The sequence below is a fragment of the Nonomuraea sp. NPDC051191 genome (assembly GCF_044455665.1).
Taxonomy (GTDB): Bacteria; Actinomycetota; Actinomycetes; order Streptosporangiales; family Streptosporangiaceae; genus Nonomuraea.
This window is the reverse complement of sequence record NZ_JBITEZ010000010.1, coordinates 223,433-239,184: the sequence shown is the minus strand read 5'-3', so window position 1 is coordinate 239,184 and position 15,752 is coordinate 223,433. Positions and strand designations below refer to the sequence as shown.

Here is a 15,752-nt window from a genome sequence, read left to right as displayed (position 1 = left end):
CGGGCCCTCGTGTTCTCAGCCGACCGGCTCCGGGTTGTGGGCCCTGAGCCGGAGTTCGTCGCCCTCGACGTCCACGGTGACCTTGCCGCCCTCGCCCACCTCTCCGGTCAGCAGCATCGTGGACAGGCGGTTGTCCAGTTCCCGCTGCACGGTGCGGCGCAGCGGGCGGGCGCCGAACTCGGGCTGGTAGCCGCGCCGGGCCAGCCAGTCCTTGGCCTCGTCGCTGACCTCCAGGGTGACGTCCTGGCCGCGCAGCCGCTGACGGGTGCGCTCCAGCAGCAGGTCCACGATCTGGCGGAGCTGCTCGCGCTCCAGCCGCTTGAAGACGATCACCTCGTCGATGCGGTTGAGCAGCTCGGGGCGCAGGGAGTGGCGCAGCAGGTCCATGAGCTGGTCCTGGAGCTGCGCGGAGTCGCCCTCGGCGTCCAGGATGAGCTGGGCGCCGATGTTGCTGGTCATGATGACGATGGTGTTGGTGAAGTCCACCGTGCGGCCCTGGCCGTCGGTCAGGCGGCCGTCGTCGAGCATCTGGAGCAGGATGTTCATGACGTCGGGGTGGGCCTTCTCGATCTCGTCGAGCAGGATGACGCCGTGCGGGCGGCGGCGTACGGCCTCGGTGAGCTGGCCGGCCTCCTCGTAGCCGACGTACCCGGGGGGCGCGCCGATCAGCCGGGAGACGGTGTGCCGCTCCTGGAACTCGCTCATGTCGATGCGCACCATGTGGTCCTCGCCGCCGAACAGCGCGGCGGCCAGCGCCCTGGCCAGCTCGGTCTTGCCGACGCCGGTCGGGCCGAGGAACAGGAAGCTGCCGATGGGCCGGTTCGGATCCGACAGGCCCGCCCTGGCCCTGCGCACCGCCTCGGCGATGGCGACGACGGCCTCGTCCTGGCCGATCACCCGCTCGTGCAGGTGCTCCTCCAGCCGCATCAGGCGCTCGCGCTCCTGCTCGGTGAGCTGGGTGACGGGGATGCCGGTACGCCGGGAGACGACCTCGGCGATGTCCTCCACCATGACCTGCGGGACGGCGTCGTGGCCCTGCCGGGCGCGGTCCAGCTCGGGGCGGAGCTTGTCGATCTGGACCGTGAGCTCCTTGGCGCGGTCGAAGTCGTCGGAGGTGACCGCCTGGTCCTTGTCGCGGCGCAGCGCGTCGAGGCGTTCCTCCAGCTCGCGCACGTCGCTGCCGGGGGTGCGCGAGCGCAGCCGGACCCGGGCCGAGGCCTGGTCCATCAGGTCGATGGCCTTGTCGGGCAGGAAACGGTCGGAGATGTAGCGGGCCGAGAGGTTGGCGGCGGCGTCCAGGGCCTCGTCGGTGATGCGCACCTGGTGGTGGGCCTCGTACGCGTCGCGCAGCCCGGCCAGGATCTCCACCGTCTGCTCGACGGTGGGCTCGCTGACCAGGATCGGCTGGAAGCGGCGTTCGAGCGCGGCGTCCTTCTCGATGTTCTTGCGGTACTCGTCGATGGTGGTGGCGGCGATGACGTGCAGCTCGCCGCGGGCCAGGGCGGGCTTGAGGATGTTGGCCGCGTCCATGCCGCCCTCGGCCGAGCCGGCGCCGACCAGGGTGTGCACCTCGTCGATGAAGACGATGGTCTCGTCGGCGTGCGCGCGCACCTCGTCGATGACCTTCTTGATGCGCTCCTCGAACTCGCCCCGGTACTTCGACCCGGCGACCATGCCGGTCAGGTCCAGCGCGACGACGCGGCGGTCCTTGAGCGTGTCGGGCACGCTGCCGTTGACGATGCGCTGGGCGATGCCCTCGACGATGGCGGTCTTGCCGACGCCGGGCTCGCCGATCAGGCACGGGTTGTTCTTGGTGCGGCGCGAGAGCACCTCGATGGCCTGCTCGATCTCGTCCTCGCGGCCGACGACCGGGTCGATCCTGCCCTGCCTGGCCTCCTCGGTCAGGTCGCGGCCGTACTCGTCGAGCGCGGGGGTGTCGGTGGGCTGCCGCCCGTCGCCGTGCTGCTGGCGGGAAGCGCCGGACATGATGGCCTGCTGCAGCTCGTTGGCCGAGACGCCCTGCTCCTGGAGCAGGCGGGCGGCGCCGGAGTCGGGGTTGGCGGCCACGGCGAGCAGCAGGTGCTCGGGGCCGATGTAGGACGACTGGAGGGCCCGGGAGATGCGCTGGGCGTCCAGGACGGCGCGTTTGGCCGCCGGGGAGAGCGTGGTCGGCGGCTCGGTCCCCGTGCCGGGCCCGGTCAGGGCGTCGATGCGGTCGCGCAGCCTGCCGAGGTCGATGCCCGCCGCCTGCATCAGCGGGCGCGTGGCGTCGGACTCGGTCAGCGCGTCGAGGATGTCGAGGACGTCCATGTCCTGCGCGCCGCGCTGCCCGGCCACCTCCAGCGCCCGGCTGAGCACTTCCCTCGCCGAGGCGCTGAGCAGCTTGCCCACGTCGACCCGCTGTACGCCGGGACGCGACGGCGGCCAGCCTTCCATCCCGCCGAACACCCGCCCGGTGAGCTCCTCGAACCCCCTGAACGGATCTCCCCCGAAGAACGACCTGAACGGCATGTCCGACATTTGATCTCCCCCTAGTGCATCAGGGGGACATCTAGCCGAAGAAGCCGCAAGTCATAGCCAGCAATCGGCAAAGGGGACGCATTACTCAGTGGCCACCAGATCGATGACAGGGGTTTCGCCCGAAACAAGCTCCAGCGTCCGATGCGCGGTGCCCGGATTGTCCAGGAGCGCGAGGACGACGGCGGCCACGTCGTCGCGGGGCACCGAGCCGGGCGGCACCTCGGGGGCCAGCCGGACCAGGCCCGTGCCCGGCTCGTCGGTCAGGCGGCCGGGGCGCAGGATCGTCCAGGCCAGGCCGTCGCGGGCGCGCAGGTCGTCCTCGGCGGCGGTCTTGGCCTCGATGTAGGCGGCCCAGACCGCGTCGCTGCCCGGCGCGGGCGGGCGGCCGGCGCCCATGGAGGAGATCTGGATGAAGCGCCGCGCGCCCGCACGCTCGGCGGCGTCGGCCATCAGCACGGACGCGGCCCGGTCGACGGTGTCCTTGCGGGCCGCGCCGCTGCCGGGACCCGCGCCGGCCGCGAAGATCACGGCGTCGCCGCCGCGCAGGATCTCCGTCACCTCGTCGGCCGTGGCCCTCTCCAGGTCGCACAGCACGGCCTCGGCCCCCGTGGCCTCGACGTCGGCCACGTGCGCGGGGTTGCGCACCAGGCCGACCGCGCCGGACCCGAGCCGCTCGGCCAGCCTCAACGCGATCTTCCCGTGCCCACCCGCGATGATGATCCGCATGCCTCCCATGGTGTCATGGACGTCATGAACGACTTCCCGCAGGCCCCCACGCCCGCGTTCCTGTTCGACCTGGACGGCACTCTGATCGACAGCGTCTACCAGCACGTCATCGCCTGGCGGCAGGCGCTGTCCGGGATGGGGATCGACCTGTCGGTGTGGCGCATCCACCGGCGCATCGGCATGAGCGGCGGCCTGTTCGTCAGCGCGCTGCTGCGCGAGACCGGGTTGAAGCTGACTCCGGAGCAGATCGACGAGCTGCAGGTCACCCACGCCGAGGCGTACGAGCAGCAGGTGGAGTCCGTGCGGCCGCTGCCGGGGGCCGCCGAGCTGCTCGGCGAGCTGAGCTCGCGCGGCGTGCCGTGGGCCATCGCGACCAGCGGCTACGCCCGTACGGCCCGGCTCGCGCTGGGCATGCTCGGCCTGCCGGAGGACACCCCGATGGTCACCCGCGACCTGGTGCGGCGGGCCAAGCCGGACCCGGATCTGTTCCTGGCCGGTGCGGCGCTCGTCCAGGTGGACCCGCTGCATGCGATGGTGGTGGGCGACAGCGTCTGGGACCTGCTGGCCGCCCGCCGGGCGGGCGCGCTCGGCATCGGGCTGCTGTCCGGTGGATATGGCAGGGACGAGCTCGAACGCGCCGGGGCCTTCCGCGTGTACGCCGACCCGGCGGACATGCTCGACAGGCTGGACGAGCTCGGCGTGCGCTCCCCCTCCTGAGCGACGGGGGAATATCTCGCCGAGCCTCCCAGCTTGATCGTGCGTATCCCCCACAGAGGAGCATTGAGATGGATTTGGCAGACATCGGCGTCACCGGCCTGGCCACCATGGGGCGGAACCTGGCCAGGAACCTGGCCAGGCACGGGTACGCCGTCGCCGTGCACAACCGCACGACGGCCCGTACCCAGCAGTTGGTCAGGGAGTTCGGCGGGGAGGGCACGTTCCTGCCGGCCGACGAGCTGGCCGCGTTCGTGGCGTCGCTGAAGCGACCGCGGCGGGCGATCATCATGGTGAAGGCCGGTCCGGGCACCGACGCGGTGATCGACCAGCTCGCCGAGTTGATGGAGCCGGGCGACATGATCGTCGACGGCGGCAACGCGCATTTCCAGGACACCCGGCGGCGTGAGGCGGCGCTGCGCGAGCGTGGCATCCATTTCGTCGGCACCGGCATCTCCGGCGGCGAGGAGGGCGCGCTGCTCGGCCCGAGCATCATGCCGGGCGGCTCGAAGGAGTCGTGGGAGGCGCTGGGCCCGATCCTGCAGGACATCTCGGCCAAGGTGGACGGGGTGCCGTGTGCGGTGCACGTCGGCCCCGACGGCGCCGGGCACTTCGTGAAGATGGTGCACAACGGCATCGAGTACTCGGACATGCAGCTCATCGCCGAGTCCTACGACCTGCTGCGCCAGGCCCTGGGCGCGACGCCGGCCGAGCTGGCCGAGGTGTTCAGGGAGTGGAACCGGGGTGAGCTGGACTCGTACCTGATCGAGATCACCGCCGAGGTGCTGGAGCAGGTGGACGCGGCCACGGGCAAGCCGTTCGTGGACGTCGTGGTGGACCAGGCCGAGCAGAAGGGCACCGGCCGCTGGACCGTGCAGAGCGCGCTCGACCTGGGCGTCCCGGTGACCGGCATCGCCGAGGCGGTCTTCGCCCGCGCGTTGTCGGGCCACCCCGAGCAGCGCGCCGCCGCCGCGTCGCTGGAGGGCCCGAAGCTGTCCGGCGTCGGCGGGCGCGAGCTGATCGAGGACGTCCGCCAGGCACTGTACGCGTCCAAGATCGTCGCCTACGCGCAGGGCTTCGACCAGATCGCCGCCGCCTCCAAGGAGTACGGCTGGGACGTCGACCCCGGCGCCATGGCCACCATCTGGCGCGGCGGCTGCATCATCCGGGCCAAGTTCCTCGACCGCATCCGCACCGCGTACGACGCCGACCGGCAGCTCCCGACGCTGCTGGCCGACCCCACCTTCGCCGCCGCGCTGAACGCCGCGCAGGAGGCGTGGCGGCGCGTGGTGACCACGGCCGTGCGGATCGGCGTGCCGACGCCGGGCTTCTCCTCCGCGCTGGCCTACTACGACGGGCTGCGCCGCGACCGCCTGCCGGCCGCGCTGGTGCAGGGACTGCGCGACTACTTCGGCGCGCACACCTACCACCGGGTGGACCGGGAGGGCGCCTTCCACACCGACTGGTCGGGCGACCGCACCGAGAGCCCCGCCTGACCTCGCTCGCCGGGAGTTCGCCGGGTGGTCGCCGGGAGGTCAGCGGCCGGTCAGGGCGACCGGGTTGGCGACCGCCGTGACCACGCAGAACCCGATCGGGCCCGTCGTGTCGTGCAGGGTGACCTGGCCGGTCGCCACACCTTCCGCGCTGAGGTGGCCGCCGGCCTCGACGCCGATCAGCTCGCCCTCGGGCAGGCGGGCCAGCGTCAGCGTGTAGTCGGCGTTGATGAAGCTGACGCCCGCCGAGCCGACGTTGGCCAGCGGGCTGGCGAAGTCGGCGGCCAGGGCGGCGCGGGTGAGCGGCGTCAGCGGCTCGTCGTCCATCAGGGGGTGCGTCTCCCGCAGCCACACCCGGTCGCGCCCGCCCTGGCCCCAGTCGGTCAGCCGCCACAGGTCGAACGGCGGCTTCCAGCCCTGCCCCTCGGCCGGGGCGCCGGCGGGCGGCGGCTCGTCCCAGGCGGGCGTGTGCGGCAGCCTGCCGCCGGGCTGCTCGCCCTGCCGGAGCAGCACGGCCGAGGCCCGGCCGATCACGCCCTGCGCGGTGGAGAGCACGGCGTCGGCGACCCGGATCCGCCGCCCGTCCCTGACCAGGGTGGTCTCCACCGTCACCGGCAGCATCGGGCTGTTGCGGAACAGGTCGACGGTCAGCCTGGCGAAGTGCAGGCCGGGCTCGGCGTGCCGCTCCTCCAGGGCGCTCGCGGCCAGGCCGCCGAGCAGGCGGCCGTGGAGCATGTCGGGGGACCAGGGGCTGCGCGCGTGCGGGGCGGGCACGAACTCGCCCTCCTTGCGCGTGAAGAACGCTGACGTCGCCATCACCGAATCATATTCTAGAAGAGAGCAGCCGCCGTCCCAGTGCGCGCAGGCGCTCCTTCAGCTCGGTCGGTTCGAGCACCTCGAAGTCGACGTCGAGGAAGGCCACGGCCACGGCCATCAGGTGCAGGTCGTCGCCGCGCATGGTGAGCACGCAGCGGGCCTCGTCCACGGGCTCGACCTGACCGGCGACGCGGCCGGCCAGGCGTGCGGCGGGCGCGTGGATGAGGAAACGGGCCTGGACCGGCCACATCTCGTGGCCGAGCCGGTGCCGCACCCAGGCGGCGACGTCGGCCTCCGGCGGCTCGCGCGGGGCGAAGCGCGGGCCGTTCGGCGTGCGCACTTCGATCCGGTCGGCCCGGTACGTGCGCCAGTCCTGGCGGTCGACGTCCCAGCCGACCAGGTACCAGCGGTTGCCCTTGCTGACCAGGCTGTGCGGCTCGGCCTTCCGCAGCGTGACGGCGCCCTCGTGGTCGGTGTAGTCGAAGCGGAGCTGCTCGCGGTCGCGGCAGGCGGCGGTGATGCGGATCAGCAGCTCGGGATCGACCGTCGGGCCCTGCCCGCCGACGCGCACGGTGTGCGTCTGCAGGGCGTTCACGCGCTGCCGCAGGCGGGCGGGCAGCACCTGTTCGAGCTTGGCCAGGGCGCGCAGCGAGGTCTCCTCGATGCCGGTCACCGTGCCGCCCGCGGCCGTGCGCAGGCCGACCGCGACGGCCACCGCCTCCTCGTCGTCCAGCAGCAGCGGCGGCAGCTCCGCGCCCGGACCGAGCCGGTAGCCGCCGGCCACGCCCGGCGTGGAGCCCACCGGGTAGCCGAGGCCGCGCAGCCGTTCGATGTCGCGGCGCAGCGTGCGCGGGGCCACGCCGAGCCGGTTCGACAGCTCCGCGCCGGGCCACTCGCGCCGCGTCTGCAGGAGGGAGAGCAGGCGCAGAAGCCGCGCCGAGGTGTCGAGCACACTGTCCATTGTGGCCCGTTCCTGACCGCAATGGTGCCTAGCGTGGGTGGCATGAACCAATTCGTCATCGACGTCCCACAGTCCGCGATCGACGACCTGCGGGCGCGGCTGGACCGTACGCGCTGGCCGGACGCCCTGGACGGGGTCGGCTGGTCCTACGGCGTGCCGCCCGAGGCCGTGCGCGAGCTGGCCGCGTACTGGCTGGACGGCTACGACTGGCGGGCGCACGAGGCGCGGCTCAACGAGCTGCCGCAGTACACGACCGAGATCGACGGCCAGCGCGTGCACTTCGCCCACGTACGCTCGCCGCGCCCGGACGCGCTGCCGCTGCTGCTGACGCACGGCTGGCCCAGCACGTTCGCCGACTTCTCCCGGGTGGCCGAGCCGCTCGCCCGGGACTTCCACCTCGTCATCCCGTCCGTGCCCGGCTTCGCCTTCTCCGGCCCCACCACCGAGACCGGCTGGGGCGTGCGCCGCGTCGCCGCCGCCTGGATCGAGCTCATGGACCGCCTCGGCTACGACCGGTACGGCCTCCAGGGCGGCGACTTCGGCTCGCTCGTCTCCCCCGCGCTGGCCCGGACGGTCCCCGACCGGGTGGTGGGCGTGCACCTGAACGCGCTCACGGCCTTCGTCTCCGACGACCTGTCCGGACTGACCGACGCCGAGACCGAGCGCGCGCGGCGGATCGAGCGCTGGCACCGCGAGTTCTCCGGCTACGCCGCCGTCCAGGGTACCAGGCCGCAGACCCTGGCCTACGCCCTGGCCGACTCGCCCGCCGGCCAGCTCGCCTGGCACCTGGACGCGTTCGCGAGCTGGGGCCAGGACGTCGGCGGGGTCGCCCCCGACGACGTCCTGACCGATGTCACCATCACCTGGCTGACCGGCACCGCCGGCTCCTCGGCGCGCCTGTACCGCGAGAGCGGCGGCGACTGGGCGCCGCCCGCCGAGCCCGGCAGGACGCCGACGGCCGTGGCCGTCTTCCCGGGCGACAGCACGGTCCGCCGTTACGCCGAGCGCTCCCACAACGTGGTGCGCTGGTCGGAGCCGGCGCGCGGCGGTCACTACGCCGCCCTCCAGGCCCCCGATCTGCTGGCCGAGGACGTCAGGGCGTTCTTCGCCGGGCTCTAGCCGGCCATCACGCAGAACGGGTGACCCTCGGGGTCGAGCACCACCGTCCACTCGTCACCGCCCGGCTGCTGGTCGGGCAGGGTGGCGCCCAGGGCGACCAACGTCCGCTTCGCCTCCGCGACGTCGGGGACGGTGAGGTCGAGGTGCAGGTGCTTGCCGTCGTTCGGCCAGCCCGGGCCCTGGTAGCCGTCGATCCGCTGGAAGGCCAGCTGCACGGGGCCGCCGGTGACGGTGGCGTACTCGGGGTCGGAGTCGGCGACCTGCCAGCCGGTCGCCTTGGCGTAGAAGGCCGCCAGGGCGACGGGGTCGGCGCAGTCGACGACTATGGAGGAAATCATTGTTGTCATGTCGCCCACCTTGCCGGTGACGACGACACCGGGTCTTGAACATCCTTGCACCCCGCCCGCCCCCTCACCGCCGCACACTCGCCCGCCCCCACCACACCTCCGCTCCACGCCCTTTCCGGAGTTGCCTCGCCCGATCCACCCCACGCCTCCACCCCTCCACCCCATATCTCCGCCGATGCCATGCCCCCAGGCGCCACAGGCCCCGGGCCGTGGCGGGGGAGATTGTCGGAGGCGGCGCGTAACGTTCGGCGGGTGCGATCCTCCAGACAGCTGGCCCGTGGGAAGGGCTTCACCCTCGACCTGGTGACCTGCGTCGACGACCACCGAGGCTGGTCACGGCCCGAGGTCGGCCGCGCCCACCGCATGGTGCTGGTCCACCGCGGCGCGTTCCGCCGCATGGCCGACGGCCGCCCGGCCGCCGTGGACCCGACGATGGCCTACCTGGGCGCGCCCGGCGAGGAGGAACGCTTCGCCCACCCGGCGGGCGGCGACGTCTGCACCTCCCTGTCCTTGTCCCCCGCGCTCTGGCGCACGCTGGCGGGCGACGGCACGCGGCTCGCCCGCCCGACCGTCTACGTCGACGCCCGCTTCGAGCTCGCGCACCGGCGCCTGCTGGCCGCCGCCCGCGCGGGAGACCCCGACTTCGCGCTGGTCGAGTCCCTCCTGTCGCTGACCAGCGCCACCCTCACCCAGCTGGCCGGGCCCGCCACCCCGGCCGCCGCGCCCACGCCCGCCCCCGGCCCTGCCGGCTCCCCTGCCCGCTCCCCCGCCCGTTCCCCTGTCCGTGCCCTTGTCCGCTCCCCCGCCGCCATCGCCGAGGCCGCCCGCGAGGCGATCTCGGCCGATCATCCGGCGGCCGCCGGGCTGTTGCCGCTGGCGGAGCTCCTGGCCGTCTCCCCCTACCGGCTCAGCCGGGCCTTCACCCGCGAGCTGGGCGTCTCGCTGACCCACTACCGCAACCGGGTGCGCGTGAGCCGGGCACTCGACCGGCTGGAGAGCGGCGAGACCGGCCTGGCCGCGCTCGCCGCCGACCTCGGGTTCGCCGACCAGGCCCACCTGACCCGCACGGTTCGCCGCCACGTCGGCCACACCCCGGCGGCCTTACGCCGTCTGCTGGCCTCCCCCGTTCCCTGAGGCCGGGTGGATTTCGGGCGGCCCGCCGCCGTAGGCTCCCACAATGCGTGATCTAGGTGAGGACCCCCGGCCCGACCGGGGCGTCGTACGCGAGGTCCACTCGCTCAACGGGCCCGTCACTCTGGCCTACTCCCCCGACCTCGACGGCCTGGCCGATCCGGGGGAGATCGTGTGGGCGTGGGTGCCGTACGAGGAGGATCCGGCGCGGGGCAAGGACAGGCCGCTGCTGGTCGTGGGCCGTACCGGGCGCAGGCTGCTCGGCATGATGTTGTCCAGCAAGGGCGACGACGGCCCCGACTGGCTGGAGGTCGGCGCGTGGGGCCGCGACGGGCGGGTGTCGTACCTGCGGCTCGACCGGGTCTTCGTGCTCGACGAGGCCGACATCCGCCGCGAGGGCGCGGTGCTCGACGGCGACCGGTTCGCGCGGGTGGCGTCCGTCCTCATGCAGACGCACGGGTGGGGCGTGGGCTGACCGCGCCGCCGGGTCCCTGACCCCATGGATGGGCGTGAGGGAGTATCCGGATGGTAAGCGCACGATCCGGTCATCGCCCGAGGTCACCCACGCCTGCGATCATGGGTCCATGCGTGTTGTGGTGATCGGCAGCGGGATCGTCGGAGCGAGCGCGGCCTACTACCTGAGCGGCCGTGGCGTGGCCGTGACCGTGGTGGACCGCGGTTCCCAGGGGCAGGCGACCCAGGCGGGCGCGGGCATCGTGTGCCCCTGGGTGGACCATCCGGAGGACGACGCCTGGTACCGGCTGACCAGGGAGGGCGCCCGCCACTACCCGGCGCTGGTCGAGGCCCTGGGCGAGGACATCGGCTACGCCAAGGTCGGGGCCCTGCTCGTGGCGGAGGACCCGGTCGACCTCGAACCGGTGCGCGCGCTGCTGCGCCGCCGCTACGCCGACGCGCCCGAGATGGGCGAGGTCACCGACGTGCTCACGCCGTCCGACCTGTTCCCGCCGCTGTCCGACGACCTCAGCGCGCTGCTCGTGCCCGGCGCCGCCCGGGTGGACGGCGGCGCCGTGCGTGACGCGCTGTTGCGCGCCGCCGTCGCCCAGGGCGCCGAGGTGCTGAGGGGCGACGCCGTCCTCACCCCCGACGGGCGGGTACGCCTGCATGCCGCCGACGAGGAGCCCCCGGCGGGCGACGGGCGGCAGTGGACCGGCCCCGGTGCCGAGGCGGCGGGCGGCGAGACCGCCTCCTGGCCGCAGGCCGCCCCTCTCACGCCGTCCTCCACCGGGGACCTGACCGAGAGCCCCCTTGAGGCGTCCGCCGAGGGGCCGGTCGCAGCGGCGGGCGACGCCCCCTTCGGCGGTCCCCCTGACGGCTCCCCGGAGGGCCCCGCCCCGATCCCGCCCGCGCCCGCCGAACCCGTCCAGCCTGCCGCGCCCGTCCGGCCAGCCCGTCCGGCCGAGCCCGCCGGGCCTCCCGCGGCCGATCGGGCGCCCGCCGACGAGGGCGTCCCGCTGGAGGCGGACGTCGTGATCGTGGCGGCCGGGGCGTGGACCGGCGAGGTGTGCCGTCCGCTCGGGGTGGAGCTCCCGGTGTTCCCCCGGCGGGGGCAGATCCTGCACGCCACGCTCGACGGCGTGGACACCGCGTTCTGGCCCATCGTGCTGCCCAGGAGCGGGCCGTACCTGCTGGGGTTCCCCGGCTCGCGGGTCGTGATCGGCGCGACCGTGGAGGACGTCGGGTTCGCGCCGCGGGTCACGATGGGCGGGCTCGACGAGGTGATCGCGGCGGGGTTGCGGGTGGCGCCCGGCCTGTTCGGGGCGACGGTGTCGGAGACCAGGGTCGGCCTGCGCCCGGTCAACGCCCCCGGCCCCGCCCTCATCGGCCGGCTCACCCCCCGGGTGGTGGTGGCGACGGGCCTGAGCGCGTACGGCCTGACGGCCGGCCCGTTCACCGGCGAGCTCGTGGCCAGGCTGGCCCTCGACGAACAGTCGCCCATCGACCTCACCCCCTACGCGCCGCCCGCCGTCTGACCCGCCCGCGAGTGACCGGCCGGACGCCGCATGAAGGACGGCCGGGAGGCCATCCGTGGCTGGGCCGCGTCCGGAAGGGGGTGTAGGCGGGTAGGCCGGCGTTGGCCGGACCCCGGCATGATCCATGCGGCACTGCGCGGATATGGTGGATTCCTCCCCATCGTGATCTCGTGGGGAGGCCGCGTTGCCGCTGCTCGCGCTGCTGATCATTGTGCTGCTGGCGGCCGGATGCGCCTCCGCCCCGGAACGAGCGGACGGGCCCGAGGGCTCTGGAAAGCGGACCACTCCCGCGCCGTCCGTCACGCCTCCGCCCCGTCCCTCCGTCCCCGCGCCGACTCCGCTTCCCGCGGAGCACGTCAAGGTGCCGTACGCCGCTTCGGGCTCGTACGCCGTGGTGCCCGGCGGCGCGGCCGCCCGGCCCGGAGAGGGTGAGGTGGTGCGCTACCTGGTGGAGGTCGAACGCGGCCTGCCGATCGACGGGGCCGTGTTCGCGGCGGCCGTGCACCGGACACTCAACGACCCGCGCGGATGGGCCCGCTTCCAGCGCGTCGACCACGGTCCGGTACGGGTCCGGGTGGCGTTGTCCAGCCCGGAGCTGACCGTCCGCCAGTGCCTGCCGCTGCGCACCGGCGGCACGTTGTCGTGCTGGAACGGGACCCGCTCGGTCATCAACGCGGTCCGCTGGGCGGACGGCGTCCCCCAGTACGACGGCGACCTGGCCGCCTACCGCGACTACGTCATCAGCCACGAGGTCGGCCACAGCCTGGGACACGGCCACCGCGCCTGCCCCGGCCCGGGCCGGCCGGCTCCGGTGATGGTCCAGCAGTCCAAGTCGCTGGGCCGCTGCCGTCCGAACCCATGGCCCCACCCCGAACGCCGGCCGGAGGAACGCCGCGACGCCCTGACCCGCAAACCCTGAGCGAAGCACGGCGGGCGACACGAGCACCGGGTCGACGGGCCACTCTCGGACGGGCTCAAAGCTCCCGACGGCGAAGGGATCGGTAGGCGCCCAGCCTGGCAGGCGGCGCGAGCAGCCGGGGCGGCGGGCTACCCCTCAGACGGGCTCGAAGCTCCCGCCAGCGGAAGGGCTAGGAGCCGCCCGGCCCGCCGGGCGGGCTCACCGCGGAGGAAGGTGGCGCGGTCGGGGCGAAGTCAGGGGCGGGCGCGGTGGGGGCGGGCGCAGGGGGCGCAGTCGGGGTGGGCGCGGGAACAGAGGGCGCGGTGGGGGCGGGTGGGAGGCCGGGGCCTGGGCCCAGGCCCCGGAGCATGGTGTCCACCAGCCGCGCGGCCAGCGCCTCCGGCTCTCCGTCCCGGCTCTGCGCCGCCTCGTGGATCAGCGCGTAGTAGACCCGCCGGGCCCACTCCGGCTCCACGTCCTCCCGCAGCACCCCGGTGGTCCGCGCCTGCCGGAACAGCTGGTCGCACCTCGCCTCGACCTCGGAGTGCACCCGGGCCACCTCCGCCCCCGCCACTCCGGCCACCGACGCGCGGCTCATCGCGAACCCCCAGTCGATCTTCACCCGCAGCACGTTCGCCGTCACCTGGTAGAGCGCCACCAGCGGCGGCGCCTGCTCGGGACGGGCGGCGTCCACGGCGGCGGCGAACTGCCGGGTCGCCCACTCCGCCATCGCCTCCACCAGCGCGTCCCTGGAGGCGAAGCGCCGGTGGACGGTCGTGCGCGCCACCCCGGCCGCCTCGGCGATCTGCTCCATGCTGGCCGCCGGGTTCCTGCTGAGCACCCGTTCGGCGGCCTCCAGGATCGTCCTGACCGTCCGCTCCGCGTCGGACCGCAGGGCCCGCGTCGTCCCACTCACAGCTCAGAGGGTACAGGACAGTTCCCCTTCCAGCCGAAGTTGCGTCATCCGTGTTGCAAGTTCTAGAGTCATCGCATCACCACTGATGCAAGAAAGGCGTTTCTCATGGACATGCGACTCACCGGCAAGACCGCCGTCGTCACCGGGGCGAGCAGGGGGCTGGGGCTGGCGATCGTCGAGGCGCTGAGCGCCGAGGGCATGCGGGTCGTGGCCGCGGCCCGCACGATCTCCCCCGAGCTGGAGCGCACCGGCGCGACCGTAGTGACCGCCGACCTGTCCACCGCGGCGGGCCCGGCCGAGCTGGTCGAACGGGCGCTGGCCGAGCTCGACGAGATCGACCTCCTGGTCAACAACGTGGGCGGCGGCGACAGCGGCCAGGGGCAGCTCGGCGGCTTCCTCGGCTTCGACGACGACGCCTGGCGCCAGGCCTACGACCTGAACTTCCTCAGCGCCGTGCGGGCCACCAGGGCCGCGATGCCCAGCCTGCTGCGCCGGCGCGGCACTGTGATCAACATCTCCTCCAACGGCGCCCGCGCGCCGCACATGGGGCCGATGGTCTACACCGTCGCCAAATCCGCGCTGACGGCGTTCGGCAAGGCCCTGGCCGAGGAGTTCGGCCCGCAGGGGGTGCGCGTCGCCACCGTCTCCCCCGGCGCCGCGCGCACCGCCCTGTGGGAGGCCCCCGACGGGTACGGCGCCGCCCTGGCCGCCTCGCTCGGCATGGAGCACGAGCAGTTGCTCGCGGGGCTGCCGTCGGTCACCGGAATGACGACCGGTAGGTTCGTCGAACCGGAAGAAGTCGCCACCTTGGTGACGTACCTGGCCTCGCCGCACGCCGGAAGCGTGAACGGCGCCGACTACGTCATCGACGGCGGAGCGATCAAGACGGTTTGAACTATCGCGATATATCGTAGAACGGGAACACCGGGGAATCCCGTCCGGTTGGGCGGGATGGACATCATCTCCAGGGGAGCGTGGGCAATGGCAGGAATGCGGACCGCACGGCGGATCCTCGCGGGCGGCGCGGTGGCCGCCGCGGCCGGATGGGCGTTGCGCGGGATACCGGCCGAGCTGGGTGTGCGGCCTTTGACGTCAGGGCCGGACCGGGCGGGCAGGATGCGGCGCTCGCCGCAGTTCAGGGGCGACACCTTCGTCAACCCCATGCCCGAGCCGACCACCTTGATGACCACGCCGCCCGTGGGGCTGCTCGCCGAGCTGGGCAGGAACAAGGAGCAGCGGCATCCGGCCGGGCCCATCCCGCTGCGCCTGCCCCCGTCCGGCCCGCCGCCCGCCGACGGCCTGCGCGCGGTCTGGTACGGCCACGCCTCCACGCTGGTGGAGATCGAGGGCAAGCGGGTGCTGTTCGACCCGGTGTGGAGCAACCGGGTCTCCCCCTCCCAGCTCGTCGGCCCCAAGCGGCACCACCCGCTGCCGGTCGACCTCGGCGAGCTGCCGCAGGTAGATGCGATCGCGATCTCGCACGACCACTACGACCACCTGGACATGGCCACCGTACGCTCGCTCACGCGCACCCAGAAGGCGCCGTTCCTGGTCCCGCTGGGCATCGGGGCGCACCTTGAGCGGTGGGGCGTGCCGCTGTACCGGATCATCGAGCTCGACTGGGACGAGGAGGCCGAGGTGGCGGGCCTGCGCTTCGTCGCCACCGCCGCCCGGCACTTCTCCGGACGCACCTTCACCAGGAACGACACCCTGTGGGGCTCGTGGGTGGTGGCCGGGGCGAACAAGCGGGTGTTCTACGCCGGCGACTCCGGATACTTCCAGGGCTACCGGGGCATCGGCGCCGCTCACGGGCCGTTCGACCTGACGCTGATGCCGATCGGCGCCTACAGCCCGGCCTGGCCCGACATCCACATGAACCCGGAGGAGGCGGTCAACGCCCACCTCGACCTGGGCGGCTCGCTGCTGCTGCCGGTCCACTGGGCGACGTTCACGCTGGCGCTGCACCCGTGGGCCGAGCCGGTCGACCGGCTGTGGCGGGAGGCGAAGGCACGAGACGTCGAGATCGTGGTGCCCCGGCCGGGCGAGGGCGTCGACGTGACCGCTGTCCAGGCCGTTGACGGCTGGTGGGAGACCCTGGGGTAACGGTCCGGGACGCGTAG

15 protein-coding genes are annotated in these 15,752 nt (G+C 73.6%); 9 read left to right on the top strand and 6 right to left on the bottom strand.

All coding sequences use genetic code 11. The features are described from left to right. Nucleotides 1–15: 15 nt before the first annotated feature. Together ACIA8R_RS28730 and ACIA8R_RS28725 are read right to left on the bottom strand one after the other, a co-directional pair. A complete protein-coding gene (locus ACIA8R_RS28730) occupies nt 16–2,520 on the bottom strand; it encodes an ATP-dependent Clp protease ATP-binding subunit (RefSeq protein WP_357704704.1) in 2,505 nt (834 codons plus the stop codon). An 81-nt stretch (nt 2,521–2,601) separates the two neighbouring features. Beyond that, nucleotides 2,602–3,246: an SDR family oxidoreductase gene (locus ACIA8R_RS28725; RefSeq protein ID WP_357704702.1), complete on the bottom strand. Its 645-nt coding sequence runs from the start codon at nt 3,244–3,246 to the stop codon at nt 2,602–2,604. 24 nt (nt 3,247–3,270) lie between these two features. Here ACIA8R_RS28725 and ACIA8R_RS28720 point away from each other — a divergent pair, with 24 nt between their 5' ends. Together ACIA8R_RS28720 and gndA are read left to right on the top strand one after the other, a co-directional pair. Next, nucleotides 3,271–3,963 carry an HAD family hydrolase gene (locus ACIA8R_RS28720; protein WP_357704948.1) on the top strand — a complete coding sequence of 231 codons (693 nt, stop codon included), beginning with the start codon at nt 3,271–3,273 and terminating at the stop codon, nt 3,961–3,963. Nucleotides 3,964–4,031: 68 nt separating this feature from the next. After that, the gene (gene gndA, locus ACIA8R_RS28715; protein WP_397041336.1) at nt 4,032–5,456 is read left to right on the top strand and encodes an NADP-dependent phosphogluconate dehydrogenase; all 1,425 of its coding nucleotides are present in this window, start codon (nt 4,032–4,034) and stop codon (nt 5,454–5,456) included. A 39-nt stretch (nt 5,457–5,495) separates the two neighbouring features. Here the strand turns inward: gndA and ACIA8R_RS28710 are convergent, their stop codons facing one another. Both ACIA8R_RS28710 and ACIA8R_RS28705 read right to left on the bottom strand, forming a co-directional pair. After that, nucleotides 5,496–6,269 carry an acyl-CoA thioesterase domain-containing protein gene (locus ACIA8R_RS28710; RefSeq protein ID WP_364088246.1) on the bottom strand — a complete coding sequence of 258 codons (774 nt, stop codon included), beginning with the start codon at nt 6,267–6,269 and terminating at the stop codon, nt 5,496–5,498. 7 nt (nt 6,270–6,276) lie between these two features. Further along, nucleotides 6,277–7,221, bottom strand: a complete 945-nt coding sequence (locus ACIA8R_RS28705) for a helix-turn-helix transcriptional regulator (RefSeq protein ID WP_397041477.1) — start codon at nt 7,219–7,221, stop codon at nt 6,277–6,279. A gap of 51 nt (nt 7,222–7,272) precedes the next feature. On the opposite strand from ACIA8R_RS28705, the gene ACIA8R_RS28700 reads away from it, so the two are divergent. Beyond that, nucleotides 7,273–8,349 carry an epoxide hydrolase family protein gene (locus ACIA8R_RS28700; RefSeq protein ID WP_397041335.1) on the top strand — a complete coding sequence of 359 codons (1,077 nt, stop codon included), beginning with the start codon at nt 7,273–7,275 and terminating at the stop codon, nt 8,347–8,349. Here the strand turns inward: ACIA8R_RS28700 and ACIA8R_RS28695 are convergent. Then, nucleotides 8,346–8,696, bottom strand: coding sequence for a VOC family protein (locus ACIA8R_RS28695; RefSeq protein ID WP_364088242.1), 351 nt, complete (start codon nt 8,694–8,696; stop codon nt 8,346–8,348). The genes ACIA8R_RS28700 and ACIA8R_RS28695 overlap by 4 nt on opposite strands. 252 nt (nt 8,697–8,948) lie before the next feature. Here ACIA8R_RS28695 and ACIA8R_RS28690 point away from each other — a divergent pair, with 252 nt between their 5' ends. The 4 genes from ACIA8R_RS28690 to ACIA8R_RS28675 all read left to right on the top strand — a co-directional run bounded on the left by ACIA8R_RS28690 (nt 8,949) and on the right by ACIA8R_RS28675 (nt 12,737). Continuing rightward, nucleotides 8,949–9,830: a helix-turn-helix transcriptional regulator gene (locus ACIA8R_RS28690; RefSeq protein WP_397041334.1), complete on the top strand. Its 882-nt coding sequence runs from the start codon at nt 8,949–8,951 to the stop codon at nt 9,828–9,830. 43 nt (nt 9,831–9,873) lie between these two features. Continuing rightward, the gene (locus ACIA8R_RS28685; RefSeq protein WP_364088237.1) at nt 9,874–10,302 is read left to right on the top strand and encodes a type II toxin-antitoxin system PemK/MazF family toxin; all 429 of its coding nucleotides are present in this window, start codon (nt 9,874–9,876) and stop codon (nt 10,300–10,302) included. Between the two features lie 109 nt (nt 10,303–10,411). Beyond that, nucleotides 10,412–11,818 (top strand): NAD(P)/FAD-dependent oxidoreductase, encoded by a 1,407-nt coding sequence (locus tag ACIA8R_RS28680; protein WP_397041333.1) that lies wholly within the window; start codon nt 10,412–10,414, stop codon nt 11,816–11,818. A 184-nt stretch (nt 11,819–12,002) separates the two neighbouring features. Beyond that, a complete protein-coding gene (locus ACIA8R_RS28675) occupies nt 12,003–12,737 on the top strand; it encodes a DUF3152 domain-containing protein (protein ID WP_364088232.1) in 735 nt (244 codons plus the stop codon). Between the two features lie 169 nt (nt 12,738–12,906). Here ACIA8R_RS28675 and ACIA8R_RS28670 read toward each other — a convergent pair whose 3' ends face one another. Next, the gene (locus ACIA8R_RS28670) at nt 12,907–13,632 is read right to left on the bottom strand and encodes a TetR/AcrR family transcriptional regulator (protein ID WP_397041332.1); all 726 of its coding nucleotides are present in this window, start codon (nt 13,630–13,632) and stop codon (nt 12,907–12,909) included. A gap of 105 nt (nt 13,633–13,737) precedes the next feature. Between ACIA8R_RS28670 and ACIA8R_RS28665 the strand changes: the two genes are divergently transcribed. Both ACIA8R_RS28665 and ACIA8R_RS28660 read left to right on the top strand, forming a co-directional pair. Further along, on the top strand, nt 13,738–14,526 hold the full coding sequence (locus ACIA8R_RS28665) for an SDR family oxidoreductase (protein ID WP_357704682.1): 789 nt from the start codon (nt 13,738–13,740) through the stop codon (nt 14,524–14,526). A gap of 87 nt (nt 14,527–14,613) precedes the next feature. Then, nucleotides 14,614–15,735: an MBL fold metallo-hydrolase gene (locus ACIA8R_RS28660; protein ID WP_357704680.1), complete on the top strand. Its 1,122-nt coding sequence runs from the start codon at nt 14,614–14,616 to the stop codon at nt 15,733–15,735. Nucleotides 15,736–15,752: the final 17 nt, after the last annotated feature.